This window comes from Enterococcus sp. AAFC-DPL-6103 (assembly GCF_058216595.1).
The window spans coordinates 1,040,081-1,054,599 of the sequence record NZ_CM177102.1 but is presented as its reverse complement, the minus strand read 5'-3'; the positions used below and the strand labels follow the sequence as shown (position 1 = coordinate 1,054,599).

Below are 14,519 nucleotides of genomic sequence, written 5' to 3'. Positions count from 1 at the left end.
TTATTTTTATTAGTCGTTTTTAACTTCTTCCATGATGAATCCTTCAATGATGTCATCAACTTTGATGTCATTGAATTTTTCGATCATTGCGCCACATTCAAATCCCATTTTAACTTCTTTAACGTCATCTTTAAAACGTTTCAAGCTAGCTAATTGACCTTCGTAGATAACGATTCCGTCACGAATGACACGAACGCCACTATCTCTGCGGATGAATCCTTCAGTCACATACGCACCAGCAATCGTTCCAACTTTTGAAACTTTGAAGGTTTCACGAATGATCATTTGACCAGTGATTTTTTCTTCAAATTCAGGATCAAGCAGCCCTTTCATCGCTGTTTCAATTTCTTCGATTGCTTTATAAATGATTCGGTGTAAGCGAATATCTACTTCTTCTGAATCAGCTTGACTCTTCGCTTGTGGTGTAGGACGTACGTTAAAACCGATGATGATTGCGTTACTTGCAGCAGCCAAAGTAACATCACTTTCATTGATTGCGCCAACAGCAGCATGCACGATTTTTACGCGAACGCCTTCGACATCAATTTTCTTCAATGAAGCAGCTAAAGCTTCTGCAGAACCTTGTACGTCAGCTTTGATAATGACATTAACTTCTTTCAATTCGCCTTCTTTAAGGCTTTCAAACAAGTTGTCTAAGGTTACGCGACTTGTAGCAGCACGGTGTTCAACAACTGCACGTTTTGCACGTTCTTCACCAGCTGCACGAGCCGTTTTTTCGTCTTCAAAGACAACAAAGTGATCTCCAGCTTGTGGCACATCGTTCAAGCCAGTAATTTCAACTGGTGTTGCTGGACCCGCATTTTTTTCACGTCGACCTAAGTCGTTGACCATCACACGAACACGTCCATAAGTATTTCCGACAACGATTGGGTCTCCTACATGTAATGTTCCTTGTTGAACAAGTAAAGTAGAGATTGGTCCCTTACCTTTATCTAAACGTGCTTCGATAACTGTACCAATTGCGCGTTGCGTTGGGTCAGCTTTCAAGTCTTCTACTTCAGAAACTAATAGAACCATTTCTAATAATTCTTCGATATTTTGACCAAATTTTGCTGAGATTTCAACGAAGATCGTATCTCCACCCCATGCTTCAGGAATAAGTTCATATTCACTTAATTCTTGCATAACGTGTTGTGGATTTGCACCTGGTTTATCAATTTTGTTTACAGCAACGATGATTGGCACATTTGCCGCTTTCGCATGGTTGATAGCTTCAACCGTTTGTGGCATTACACCATCATCAGCGGCAACAACCAAGATGGTAATGTCTGTGATACTTGCTCCACGAGCACGCATACTTGTAAAGGCCGCGTGACCTGGTGTATCCAAGAAAGTGATTGGTTTACCGTCGATATCAATTTGATAAGCACCGATATGTTGAGTGATTCCACCCGCTTCATCATTCGTTACACGTGAATGACGTAAAGTATCTAACAATGTTGTTTTACCATGGTCAACGTGTCCCATAATTGTGACAACTGGTGGACGAGAAACTAGATTTTCTTCATTCAATTCTTCTGGTTCAAAGAATTTATCTAAATCGGCAATATCCACTTGTACTTTTTCTTGTGGTTCCATACCATAATCCGTTGCTAATAACTCGATTGTATCTTTATCAAGTGCTTGGTTTTGATTGACCATAACACCTAACATAAAGAGTTTTTTGATGATTTCCGCTGGTTCACGGTGAATTTTTTTCGCGATATCTGCAACGTTCATGCCATCTGTATACTCTAGAACTTCTGGTAGTTCACGGAATTTACGTGGTGGCACAGCTGGTTTATTTGAAGTTTGTTGTTTCCCTTTTCTTCCTTTTTTGTTAAAACGATTGCGGTTATTGTTGTTGAATTTTCCGCGATTGTTATTGTTGTTACGATTTTGATTTCCGCCTTGACGGTTTTGGTTATTTTGGTTGGATGATTTGTTTTGTCCTTGATTCACTTGACCGCTCCCTTGACCGCGATCTTGATAGTTGCGGTTATTTTTATTTTTTTGTTGTGTTACATTTTTTGTGTTTTCTTGAGTTTTATCATTTGGCTTTTGATTGACTGGTTTCTGGTTTGGCTTTTGTACAACTGGGTTTTTGAAAGCTTGCTGCAATTTATTCTCATCTTCGCGATTTAAAGTTCCCATATGGTTCTTTACGTCGATCCCCAATTTTTGGGCTTTTTCGACAATCACTTTACTAGACTGATTGAGCTCTTTTGCTAATTCATAGACTCTTTTTTTTCCCATGTAATCACCTTCCTAACCTTCAATTAGCTCCTTGATTTTTTTCGCAAACCCTGCATCTAAGACGCCGAAGACTTTTCGTGGTTTTCCAATCATTTGCGTAATTTCAGCTTCTGAAAATAGTTCAAAACAAGGAACTTTGTAATAGGAACTTTTGTCTTTGATCTTTTTTCTTGTGTTCTCACTAGCATCGGTCGCAACAAACACTACCTTTGCCTTTTGGCGACGAATATCTGCAATGGTTAACTCTTCACCGGTTACTAACTTCCCAGCACGCATCGCAAGTCCTAGTAAATTCATGGCTTTTTGCCGGTTTACTGTGTTCATTTTCCGAAAAGCTCTTTTCGGGCTTTCTGGTGTGTAACATAATCTAATAGTTCTTGATAAAATTCATCTGTTAGTTTTACTTCGAGAACTCGATCGAGGATTTGCTTATCCCAAGCTTTTTGCACTTCTTCCGGCTCAATTGAGACATACGCGCCTCGTCCAGGCATTTTTCCAGTAGGATCAATTGAAACTTCCCCTTCTTTTGAACGGGTCACTCGAATCATTTCTTTTTTCGGTTTCATTTCACCCGAAACCACAGATTTGCGTAAAGGAATTTTCCTTTGTTTCATCTCGTTTGCCTCCTTACAATTAAGCTTCTTGATCTGTTTTCTCCGTTGCTTCAGTTTCTTCAAAAGCCATTGCTTCGTATTCATCAGCTGTTAGGTCTGATTCAACGATTGCTTCATCATGGAGTTCTTCAACTACTTCTTCTACAACTTCTTCTTTTTCTGCTCGTTTTTCATAAAACTCAGCCATATCTGATTCAGATTTGATGTCAATTTTATGATTTGTCAATTTTGCAGCTAAGCGAGCATTTTGTCCACGTTTACCAATTGCTAAAGATAATTGATAATCAGGTACAACCACTGTACAAGCTTTCGCATTTGTTTCGTCAAAAATGACATCCATTACTTGAGCTGGGTTCAATGCATTCGCAATAAAAATTGCTGGATCTTCGTTCCATTCAACGATATCCATGTTTTCACCCTTTAGTTCGTTTACAATTGCTTGAACACGTTGGCCTTTAGGTCCTACACAAGTTCCAACAGCATCAATATTTGCATCGTTTGAACGAACAGCAACTTTTGAACGGTCGCCTGCTTCACGAGCAATACTTACGATTTCAACTAGTCCATCGTAAACTTCAGGTACTTCTTGTTCAAATAAGCGACGTAATAAGTCTGGATGACTACGGCTTACAAAAACTTGAGGGCCTTTTGATGTGTTTTCAACACGTGAAACGTAGACTTTGATTCGGTCATGTGGTTGATAAAATTCGTTTGGCATTTGGTCTTGTTTAGACAAGACTGCTTCGATCTTACCTAAGTTCACATAGATATAACGTTTATCCTGACGCTCAACGATTCCTTGCATGATGTCTTTTTCGTATTCGCTGAATTCGTTATAAATAATTGTTCTTTCAGCTTCACGAACACGTTGCAAAATCACTTGTTTTGCTGTTTGCGCAGCAATTCGTCCAAAGTCTTTAGGCGTAACTTCAAAACGGATTGTATCTCCTAATTCATACGCCGGATTAATCAAAAGTGCGTCTTTTAACGACACTTCTAGTTGGGAATCCATTACTTCTTCTGTAACTTCTTTCACCGCATAAACATGGATGTTTCCTTTTTTCTGATCAAACTCTACTTCTACATTTTGGGCTTGTCCATAGTGACGTTTATAAGCAGAAACTAAAGCAGCTTCCAAAGCGTCGATCACGATTTCTTTTGAGATACCTTTTTCAGCTTCTAAAGCATCTAACGCGTTCAACATTTCTTTACTCATTATTTTGATTCCTCTCCGTAATTAAAATTGAATAGCTAAGCGAGCTTTCGCAATATTTTTACGTTCAATGGTTAATTCTTTTTCGCGTGTTTTTATGCGAATTTTTAACGTTAGTTGCTCAGCATCAAATGATTGAAGAAAACCTTCGTATTGTTTTTCTCCATCAACAGGTTGATATAAAGACACATGGACATAATCACCTAGTGCTTTTTCATAATCTGCTTCTTTTTTCAATGGACGTTCTGCTCCAGGAGATGACACCTCTAGGAAATAGGCTTGAGGAATCGGATCTGGATCTGCAGCATCTAGCTTCTCACTTAATTTTTCACTGACATAGACACATTCATCGATGTCAATTCCGCCTTCTTTGTCAATGAATACTCGTAAAAACCAGTTTTTGCCTTCTTTTGTAAACTCTACTTCTACAAGTTCAAAATTTTGTTCATCTAAAATCGGGGTCACCATTTCTGTGACTGTTTCAACGACGCTACTCAAAAATTTCGCCTCCTTAAAATTGGCTACGTAATTCCATTAAAAAGAGTGAGCGAAAATTCCGCTCACTCACGATTAGTATCATTACCAATGAAAACTATACCACAAATTTCATAAAATGACAAGTTTACTGGTTATTTATTACTTTCTTCAGCAACTCTATTCGTTTAAAATAAATGCTTGCTAAAATTTTTTTCTGTTTTTTGATTCATTTTTATTTTTTGTAAAAAATTTTCTCGTAAAAAAATAAAAGCACCAACGTTTAAACATTGGTGCTTTTTCTTACCCTTTTGTTAAGAAAAATTGTCTATAGCATATCAAACAATGATAATTGATTCTCATCTGGCAGATCTTTTAATACACCATTATCATCCATGTATTCAATCAGTGTTTTAGAAACTTTTCCTCGCGTTGCTAAATCTTCTTTTGATAAGAACGGTCCATCTTTTCTTGCTTCCACGATTTGGTTTGCCACGTTGGTTCCCAAACTAGGGACTGCACGAAACGGTGCAATCAGCGTATCACCATCAATCACGAAATTTGTTGCATCTGATTTGTACAAGTCGATCATACCAAAATGGTAGCCACGTTCTAGCATTTCATTTGCTAATTCGAGTACCGTTAACTGATTCTTTTCTTTCACTGAAGCTTCTAATCCTTTATCAGTGATTTCTTTCATCGCTTCTTTGACAGCTTCTTTTCCTTTACACATCGCAACTAAATTAAAATCATCCGCACGAACAGAGAAATAAGCACAGTAATAAAGAATTGGAAAATACACTTTAAAGTACGCTACTCGCAAGGCCATCAGCACATAAGCTGCCGCATGGGCTTTCGGGAACATGTATTTGATTTTTGAACAGGAATCAATATACCAATCTGGCACGTTGTTTTCCTTCATTGCGGTTAAATATGTTTCTCTTAAATCATCAGGAATTTTCGTCCATAAACCTTTACGAACGGTTTCCATGATTTTAAATGCCATCCCACTATCTAAGCCAGCATGGATCAAATAAACCATGATGTCATCCCGACAACCGATTACTTCAGCCAAAGTTGCATCTCCACGGCGAATTAGTTCTTCCGCATTACCTAACCAAACATCCGTCCCGTGGGATAGTCCAGAAATCTGTAACAATTCAGCAAATGTTGTTGGATGTGTTTCTTCAAGCATCCCTCGTACAAAACGCGTGCCAAATTCGGGAATTCCCAAGGTACCCGTTTTTGAAAAAATCTGATCCTTATCAACTCCCAATACTTCTGGACCAGCAAAAATCCGCATAACTTCCGGATCATCTGTTGGAATCGTTTGTGGATCGATTCCAGATAAATCTTGGAGCATCCGAATGACAGTCGGGTCATCGTGTCCAAGAATATCAAGTTTCAATACGTTATCATGAATCGAGTGGAAATCAAAGTGAGTGGTCTTCCATTCAGAATTCTGATCATCTGCAGGATATTGAATAGGGGTAAAATCGTAAACATCCATATAGTCTGGGATAACAATGATCCCCCCTGGATGCTGTCCAGTAGTTCGTTTCACACCAGTTGCACCCTTAGCTAAACGGTCGACCTCCGCTCCACGAAATTGTAAGTTGTGATCGCGTTCATACCCTTTCACAAACCCATAAGCCGTTTTGTCTGCAACAGTTCCAATGGTTCCAGCTCGATAGACATATTCCTCACCAAATAAAACTTTCGTGTAGTTATGCGCTTCTGCTTGATAGTCCCCCGAGAAGTTCAAATCAATATCGGGAACCTTGTCACCATGGAAACCTAAGAATGTTTCAAATGGAATATCGTGACCATCTTTATTTAAGCGTGCGCCACATTTTGGACATTTTTTTTCTGGCATATCAAAACCAGAACCATATGTGCCATCTTCAAAAAATTCCGAATACTGACAGTTAGGACAATAATAATGTGGCGCTAGTGGATTAACTTCTGTGATCCCGGTCATTGTCGCTACGAAACTCGAACCAACAGATCCGCGGGAACCAACCAAGTAACCATCTTCATTACTTTTATGCACAAGCTTTTGAGCGATCAAATAAATAACTGAAAACCCATTTCCGTTGATTGAATTCAGTTCTTTTTCTAAACGTTTTTGAATGATTTCTGGTAAAGGATCACCGTATAATTCTTTCGCACGATTATAACTTAATTCGGTGATTTCATCTTCTGATCCAGGAATTTTTGGTGTATACAATTCATCTTTAACTGGGATGATTTCTTCACAACTGTCCGCGATTTTATTGGTATTATCAACAACGATTTCTTTGGCAAGTTCTGCACCTAAAAAGTTGAATGCTGTTAACATTTCATCCGTCGTTCTGAAGTGAACATCCGGTAAACTATGACGATTAAGTGGATTTGCTCCTCCCATCGAGTTGATTAAGATTTTTCGATAAATACCATCTTCTTCATTTAAATAATGGACATCACCCGTAGCAACAACCACCTTGTCTAGCTTTTTCCCAATGTTTACTAAATTTCGAATGATTTCTTCTAAATCGTGTTCATTTTTCACTAATTCTTGTTCTAACAAAGGAGCATAGACTGCCTTTGGCATCACTTCGATATAATCATAAAACTTTGCACGATTTTCTGCTTCTTCGACCCCTTTTTGCATCATTGCTTCAAAAATTTCACCTTTATCACAAGCAGAACCAACTAAGAGATTGTCTCTAAATTTTTTCAGCTGTGAACGAGGAATCCGAGGAACTCGCTCAAAATAATTGATATTTGACATCGAAATCAATTTGAACAAATCTTTTAGACCAGCTTGATTCTTCGCCAAAAGCGTTGCATGAAACGGTCTAGCTCGTTTATAAGAATCTCCTTCACCGACATGATCATTTAACTGATCGTGATAAAGCATCTCATGATTTTCCATTGCCTCTTTGACAAAAATCCAAGCTAAATGACCTGTTGCCTCCGCATCAAAAATGGCACGGTGATGTTGTTCTAAACTGACACCGAATTTTTTGGTCAATACACCCAAACCAAATCGTTTAAATTGAGGATATAAATAACGTGCTAATTCTAATGTGTCAATCACAGGATTTTTTGCTTCTGGAATTCCATAACGTGCATAACTTGTATTTAAGAAACCCATATCGAAGGTTGCATTGTGGGCAACTAAGATCGAGCCTTCAGAAAATTCAAGAAACATTCTTAAAACTTCTTCTTCAGATTTCGAGCCACGGACCATTTCATCTGTAATACCTGTTAAGTCTACTGTGGTTCTTGATAATCGATGACCAGGATCAATAAATTCATCAAAGCTTTCAATGACATTTCCTTTATGCATCTTGACTGCGGCTAATTCAATAATCGTATCATAAACAGCTGACAGACCAGTCGTTTCCACGTCAAAAACCACATAAGTCGCATCGTTCAATGAATCGTGTGCATCATTATAGGCAATTGGCACGCCGTCATCAACAACGTTTGCTTCTACACCATACAAAATCTTGACCCCAGCCTTTTTTCCAGCGCTATGTGCTTCAGGAAATGATTGTGCTCCTCCGTGATCCGTAATGGCAATTGCTTTATGTCCCCATTTACCTGCTTGCGCAACGAAATCAGAGATACTATTCGTCGCATCCATTGTACTCATGTTGCTATGAAGATGTAGTTCAACTCGTTTTTCCCCTTCAGGAGCGTAGTCTTTACGTGGTGTGTGCTTGACTTCAACAATATCTTGGGCATTCATCACCAAATCGCGCACGAATGTATCTTCTTGGATACTTCCTCGAACTTTCAGCCAGCTTCCTTTACTAATTGCATCGAAAACTTGTTCATCTTTTTCACCATTTGAAAACTTTTTGACAATGAAAGAAGAGGTATAATCCGTGATTTTCAACGTTAATATTTTTCGTTTAGAACGTAGTTCACGAACCTCTTTATCAAATACATACCCTTCTAAAATGACACGTCGCTCTTCTTCAACGATGTCAATCATTGGTGTAACAGGATCATCTGTTGGAATATTGCGACCAAGTTGAATTGGTCCTTCCAAAGCAGGCGCTTGCTCTTTCTTTTCTTTTTTCTTTTGTTCATGAACAAGTAGACTTTCAGCAGCTTGCTTCATGAATGCTTCTGCTTGTTCTTGCTTGCGTTCTTCAAAAAGTTCGAGCACACGAGCCGCTTGTTCTTCATCGACTTCCGGTTCGATATGGAATTTAGGAAACCCATAATTAAGATACAGTTCTTCTACCAAAGGTAAATATTGTTGTTTCAAATAAGAAATCGCACCCGTTTTGTCAACCGGCAGCACGATTTTTCGATCTTTTAAAATAGGAACTTGCGTCTTTAAGACTTGTTGGACTAAGGGTGTGTCACACTGTTGACTTTCTAAAGCCTGTGCCCAATAATCTTGCAACAACTGTTCATCAAACGATTGATCCTCCGCTTTGATTATTACTTTAACCTGTGCAATGTCGTTAAACGCGATTGTCAGATGTTGTAGGAATGAACGATACAGCATAATCGGTAATATTTGCGAAAAATGAAGCGTAAATTCCCATAGACGTGATTTACGATGTACGACAACACGTTCCATTTCGCCAGTAGAAATTAACGGATGATTTTTTTCTTCATCCTCTAGTTGAATTTGTTCTAATAGTTTTTCAAACAAATCTCGTTTTTCTGACAAAAAAATACGCCCTTTCTAGTTTATTTGTTTATGAGACAAATAAATTTTTTCAATACTATTTAGTATACTCGTTTTTCTTTTGATTTACATTAAAAAATTCGAGAAAGACTTCGTCTCTCTCGAATTTCGAGGTTATTTTGAATTATTCACCTTGGTTCAAAAGAATTGGTAATGTATTCGCAAGCTCTTCTTTACGTACTTCTACCATTTCACCAGTCTTCTTGATTTTCACTTCGACGATTCCATCAACGGCTTTTTTACCGACAGTAATCCGAATTGGGCACCCAATCAAATCTGAATCTGCAAACTTAACTCCCGCACGCTCGTTACGATCGTCCACTAATACTTCGTAGCCTGCTTCCATCATTGTTTGCTCAACTTCATTTGTCAAGTTAGTTTGATAGTCGTCTTTCAAGTTCATTTGGACAACGTGTAGATCGTAAGGAGCAATTCCTTTAGGCCAGTTGATACCATTTTCATCTGCATTTTGTTCAACGATTGCTGAAAGTAAACGACTTACACCAATACCATAACAACCCATGATCACGAATTTTTCGCGACCATTTTCATCTAATACCGTTGCACCCATTGATTCACTATAACGAGTACCTAGCTTGAAAATGTGTCCAATTTCAATTCCTCTTGTGAAAGCAAGAACACCATTATTATCTGGTGAAGGATCGCCCTCTTGGACAAAACGTAAATCTTCATAAGAAAGAACAGAAAAATCACGTTCTGGATTTACATTGATGTAGTGGAAGCCAGTTTCATTTGCTCCAGCAATCGCATTTGCCAAGTCTTGAACGTGACGGTCTGCATAAACTTTTATCTCATCTGCTAAGTTCACTGGACCAACAGAACCGAAATCAGCTCCAAGATACTTTTGCGCATCTTCTTCTGTTGCTTCTTCTAAAAAGTCGGCACCTAAGAAATTTTTCAATTTGACATCATTGACTTCATGATCGCCACGTATCAATACCAATACAGGCTCTTCATCTGCAATAAATAAAACAGATTTGATGATTTTTTGTGATTCTACATCAAAGAAACCAGCAACCTCTTCAATTGTTTTCGCATCAGGAGTTGCCACCTTTTTTAATGCCAGTTGCGTTTCATGTGATTTTTTAGGCACATAATAGCTTGTTGCCATTTCCAAATTGGCTGCATAGTCACTTTCTGTTGAATAACAAATGGTGTCTTCTCCAATTTCAGAGATTGCCATAAATTCTTTAGAATCTTTTCCACCCATGGCACCGCCATCTCCGATAATTGCACGGAAGTCTAAACCACAACGTTTGAAAATCTCAGTATACGCTTTTTCATAATCTTTGTATGTTTCATCTAAACTTTCTTCTGAAGCATGGAAAGAATACGCATCTTTCATAATAAATTCACGACCACGTAACAACCCGAAACGAGGACGTTTTTCATCGCGATATTTTGATTGAATTTGATACAAATTTAGTGGCAATTTTTTGTATGAATTGATTTCATTACGAATCAATTCTGTGAATGTTTCTTCATGAGTTGGTCCCAAAATCATTTTGCGATCGTTGCGGTCATTTAAACGGTACAAGTTTGGACCATACGTGTCGTAACGACCAGATTCTTGCCAAAGTTCTGCTGGAAGAATTGCAGGCATCAACATTTCAACTGCACCAATTTTTTCAAATTCTTCCCGCATGATTGTTTTTAATTTTTCCAATACACGGTTTGCTAATGGCAAGTAAGAATAAATACCAGCAGATACTTGACGAATATAGCCAGCTCGTAACAGCATTTGATGGCTTAATACTTCGGCATCATTTGGTACTTCCCTCAGTGTTGGGATCAACATCTTTGATTGTCTCATTTTATATACTCCTTTAATCCTCAAAATAGTTATCGCTTGTTATTATACCCTATTTGTCAACTCTAGTTAAAAAAAGAATCGTTGAATATCATTCCATGTTACTAAAACCATCAATAGCATCAAGAAGCCGAACCCAATCAAAGTTAAGATGCCTTCTTTTTCTTGACTTAATGGTTTACCACGTACACCTTCAATGACATTTAAGACCAATTTACCGCCATCTAATGCTGGAATGGGTAATAAATTCACGATTCCCAAGTTCATTGAAAGCATCGCCATTAACCCAATAACAGTCATCATTCCTTGACTAGCTGCTTCAGAAGACAACTGGAACATCATCACCGGACCACCTAATTTATTCAAACTAAATCCTGTGAATAGTGATCCTAACGCTTTGAATATTTCTAATGAGCTACTGAAAGCTTGTCTCGTTCCACCCACGATTTTATCAATAAAACTAGTTTTCATTGGCGCTTGTATACCAAGTTGCCCCACTTCCTGCCCGTTGGATTCTACTGTTTTGGGTGTTACTTCGATTTCTTGAACTTTTCCATCACGTTGGACTTCAAAATTCAATTTTTTCCCTGGATTTGCAGTAATCTGACTTGTTAAATCAGTCCATGATGCAATTTTTTTATCATTAATACTTAAGATGTGGTCATTTTCTTTTAAACCAGCTACTTCAGCTGCGCCATCAGGAAGTACCGCGCCAATTTGATTCGTATTTGTTACCTGGACGCCTCCCTGCATGAATGCAAGCACAATGAACAAAAGAATCGCTAAAATGAAGTTATTCATTGGCCCAGCAAAGTTAGTTAACATGCGTTGCCATAATTTTGCCGATTGAAATTGAACATCTCTAGGTGCAATCCGAATTTCTGTTCCATCTGCCTCAATAATTGTAGCATCATGATCTACCGGATAGGTCACTGCTTCAGAATCATCGCCATTAACAAAGGCCGTAATCGTTAGCTCATCCTCTAGATCGTAACGAACAAGTTCTACTGGAATTCCATTCGTTAATTGAACTTTTTTACTTAAATTGATTTTCTCTACGACACCGTCAGAATTGAGTGAAAGTGACAGTGGCATACCTGGAGCCATCTCTGTCTCATCGTCGCCATTACCTGCCATTCTTACATAACCACCAATCGGTAATAACCGAAGTGTATATGTCGTTCCATCTTTTGCTTGATGTCCATAAATTTTTGGACCCATACCAATTGCAAATTCTCGGACTAGGATTCCTGATCGTTTCGCAAAGAAGAAATGACCAAATTCGTGGACGATAACCAAAATACCAAAAACGATGACAAAAGTTAGAATCGTTTTCATAGTTTACTTCTCCTTTACTTTTTCTAGCATTATTCTAGTTTTTATGAAGATAAACAACATAATTTTACCACAGTCTGACACAGACACCAATAGCTACCTTTCGAAAACAAAAAAGAGTAGCGACAATACTCACTACTCTTTTCATTGGATCAAAAAAATTTTTTGATCGATTTAGAAATGATTTTACCTTACTACTTTCTAATTGGTGCTAAGCATTTGGAATCACAACTCTATCTACAGTATTCAAGAAGCAACTTCTTCAAAATAAGTCTATATTTCTCAAAAATTGAGGGAATAATTTCTAGCAATTTATTTTTATTAGAACTAAACACTTCTTTCACACTCTTTTAAATTACACCAAACAATTGCATGATTGGGAAAACAAATAACAAACTGTCAAAACGATCTAAGATTCCACCATGACCCGGCAAGATATTTCCTGAATCTTTTACATCATAGTGACGCTTGATTGCTGACTCAACTAAATCACCAAACTGACCAACAACTGAGAAGACAATGGTTAACAACAACATAACTAGTGTTCCATGATTGAAGTATTCTTTTCCAGGGAATAACAAGAGATAGATCAATGCCACAACGAGTGCACTTACAATACCTCCCAGCGCTCCTTCAATTGTTTTATTTGGCGAAATTGCTGGAATCAATTTGTGCTGACCAAAGCGACGACCAAACATATAAGCACCGATGTCCGTTGCCCAAACAATAAACAAGCCAAATAGTAATACAACTAAACCTTCTGTTCGCGCATTCACGAAATTCTGGAACCCCATACCAACGTATAAACTTACAACCACGGGAAATCCAGCTTCATCAATAGTATACGTATTTTTTGAAACCACACTTGTTCCCAATAAAATCATTACAACAAAATAAAAAAGCATAAATGTACTCGTATTTTCTGGTAAAAAGAAAAACCACCGCTCTTTTGGCAACACCAGAAAAACCGCACCAATCGCAGATAAGATTCCTTCAAAACTTAATAACGTTAATCCTTTCATTCTAAACAGCTCGTAGACACCTACTACTGCTAGCAAAGCCCCTAACAATTCAACAGCCATTCCACCAATCCAAATGATTGGAATGAATAAAATTAAAGCGACGACAGCTGTGATCACTCGTTGTTTCATGATTGATCCTCCTCATTTTTATCCAATTTTTTTACGCCACCAAAGCGACGGTCACGATTTTGATAAGAAGCAATTGCTTCCTCCAAATGATTACCATCAAAATCTGGCCATAATGCTTTTGTAAAATAAAGTTCACTATAAGCAATTTGCCATAATAAGAAATTACTGATTCTTTCTTCTCCACTAGTACGAATGACTAGTTCAGGATCTCGAAGTTCCTTTGGTAAAAATCCTGTCATCAAGTGATTCGCAATTATTTCTTCGTCAATTGCTTCAACAGCTAATTCTTGATTATTGATTTCAGTCGTAATCTCTTTCACTGCCGTCACTATTTCCGCTCGACTCCCATAATTCAATGCAAAGTTCAACACCATTCCAGTGTTTTCTTTAGTTTGATCGATTGCACGACGCACAGCATCTTGTGTGTGGCTTGGCAACACGTTTTCATACCCCATCACGTGGACTTTCACATTTTCCTTAATAAGTTCTGGCACGAATGTATCAAAAAAATCAACAGGCAATTGCATCAAAAAATTAACTTCATCCGTTGGTCGCTTCCAATTTTCAGTCGAAAATGCATAAAGGGTTAATACTTTCACACCCAGATTTGATGCTGCCTTCGTTACTTTTTTTACAGTTTCCATCCCTTCTTTGTGTCCTGCAATTCGAGGTAATCGGCGATTTTGTGCCCAACGACCGTTTCCATCCATGATGATGGCGATGTGTTGAGGAATCTTTCCCTCAGCGCTAAATTGAAACTCACTTTTTTCTTGAATATACTTGTTTTTTTGCGGAAAAAAACGTAACATTCTTTTCCCTCCTATGCTTAAAATTCCCACTATCCTACACATTATAGCAATATCTCTTTCTATTTCCTATGAAATCCTGATTTTTTCCAAAAAATTTGTTTATTTTTTTGAAAATTTTTAAGTTTCCATCAAAAAAG

Annotated in this window: 10 protein-coding genes; all 10 read right to left on the bottom strand. The window is 37.9% G+C overall.

From position 1 onward, the window contains the following. Positions 1 to 9: 9 nt before the first annotated feature. On the bottom strand, positions 10 to 2,256 hold the full coding sequence (gene infB, locus AC4BC3_RS05205; protein ID WP_490467144.1) for a translation initiation factor IF-2: 2,247 nt from the start codon (positions 2,254 to 2,256) through the stop codon (positions 10 to 12). Positions 2,257 to 2,268: 12 nt separating this feature from the next. Beyond that, positions 2,269 to 2,580 carry a YlxQ-related RNA-binding protein gene (locus tag AC4BC3_RS05200; protein ID WP_206909698.1) on the bottom strand — a complete coding sequence of 104 codons (312 nt, stop codon included), beginning with the start codon at positions 2,578 to 2,580 and terminating at the stop codon, positions 2,269 to 2,271. Next, positions 2,577 to 2,870 (bottom strand): RNase P modulator RnpM, encoded by a 294-nt coding sequence (gene rnpM / locus AC4BC3_RS05195; protein WP_206909696.1) that lies wholly within the window; start codon positions 2,868 to 2,870, stop codon positions 2,577 to 2,579. Before rnpM ends, AC4BC3_RS05200 begins: the two co-directional genes overlap by 4 nt. Before the next feature lie 19 nt (positions 2,871 to 2,889). After that, complete coding sequence (gene nusA, locus AC4BC3_RS05190) at positions 2,890 to 4,086, bottom strand: transcription termination factor NusA (protein WP_490467143.1); 1,197 nt, start codon at positions 4,084 to 4,086, stop codon at positions 2,890 to 2,892. A 21-nt stretch (positions 4,087 to 4,107) separates the two neighbouring features. After that, on the bottom strand, positions 4,108 to 4,581 hold the full coding sequence (gene rimP, locus AC4BC3_RS05185) for a ribosome maturation factor RimP (RefSeq protein ID WP_067484222.1): 474 nt from the start codon (positions 4,579 to 4,581) through the stop codon (positions 4,108 to 4,110). A gap of 304 nt (positions 4,582 to 4,885) precedes the next feature. Continuing rightward, on the bottom strand, positions 4,886 to 9,238 hold the full coding sequence (locus tag AC4BC3_RS05180) for a PolC-type DNA polymerase III (RefSeq protein ID WP_490467142.1): 4,353 nt from the start codon (positions 9,236 to 9,238) through the stop codon (positions 4,886 to 4,888). 142 nt (positions 9,239 to 9,380) lie between these two features. Next, positions 9,381 to 11,090, bottom strand: coding sequence for a proline--tRNA ligase (locus AC4BC3_RS05175; protein ID WP_490467141.1), 1,710 nt, complete (start codon positions 11,088 to 11,090; stop codon positions 9,381 to 9,383). A 66-nt stretch (positions 11,091 to 11,156) separates the two neighbouring features. After that, positions 11,157 to 12,425 carry an RIP metalloprotease RseP gene (gene rseP, locus AC4BC3_RS05170; protein WP_206909692.1) on the bottom strand — a complete coding sequence of 423 codons (1,269 nt, stop codon included), beginning with the start codon at positions 12,423 to 12,425 and terminating at the stop codon, positions 11,157 to 11,159. Between the two features lie 347 nt (positions 12,426 to 12,772). Further along, the gene (locus tag AC4BC3_RS05165) at positions 12,773 to 13,573 is read right to left on the bottom strand and encodes a phosphatidate cytidylyltransferase (protein WP_490467140.1); all 801 of its coding nucleotides are present in this window, start codon (positions 13,571 to 13,573) and stop codon (positions 12,773 to 12,775) included. Further along, positions 13,570 to 14,382, bottom strand: coding sequence for an undecaprenyl pyrophosphate synthase (uppS, locus tag AC4BC3_RS05160; RefSeq protein ID WP_206909689.1), 813 nt, complete (start codon positions 14,380 to 14,382; stop codon positions 13,570 to 13,572). The genes AC4BC3_RS05165 and uppS overlap by 4 nt, the downstream gene beginning before the upstream one ends. Between the last annotated feature and the right edge of the window lie 137 nt (positions 14,383 to 14,519).

Coding starts and splice junctions, on each gene's coding strand:
- rseP (WP_206909692.1), bottom strand. CDS start 12,425: ATGAAAACGATTCTAACTTTTGTCATCGTTTTTGGTATTTTGGTTATC.
- AC4BC3_RS05175 (WP_490467141.1), bottom strand. CDS start 11,090: ATGAGACAATCAAAGATGTTGATCCCAACACTGAGGGAAGTACCAAAT.
- AC4BC3_RS05165 (WP_490467140.1), bottom strand. CDS start 13,573: ATGAAACAACGAGTGATCACAGCTGTCGTCGCTTTAATTTTATTCATT.
- infB (WP_490467144.1), bottom strand. CDS start 2,256: ATGGGAAAAAAAAGAGTCTATGAATTAGCAAAAGAGCTCAATCAGTCT.
- uppS (WP_206909689.1), bottom strand. CDS start 14,382: ATGTTACGTTTTTTTCCGCAAAAAAACAAGTATATTCAAGAAAAAAGT.
- rnpM (WP_206909696.1), bottom strand. CDS start 2,870: ATGAAACAAAGGAAAATTCCTTTACGCAAATCTGTGGTTTCGGGTGAA.
- AC4BC3_RS05200 (WP_206909698.1), bottom strand. CDS start 2,580: ATGAACACAGTAAACCGGCAAAAAGCCATGAATTTACTAGGACTTGCG.
- nusA (WP_490467143.1), bottom strand. CDS start 4,086: ATGAGTAAAGAAATGTTGAACGCGTTAGATGCTTTAGAAGCTGAAAAA.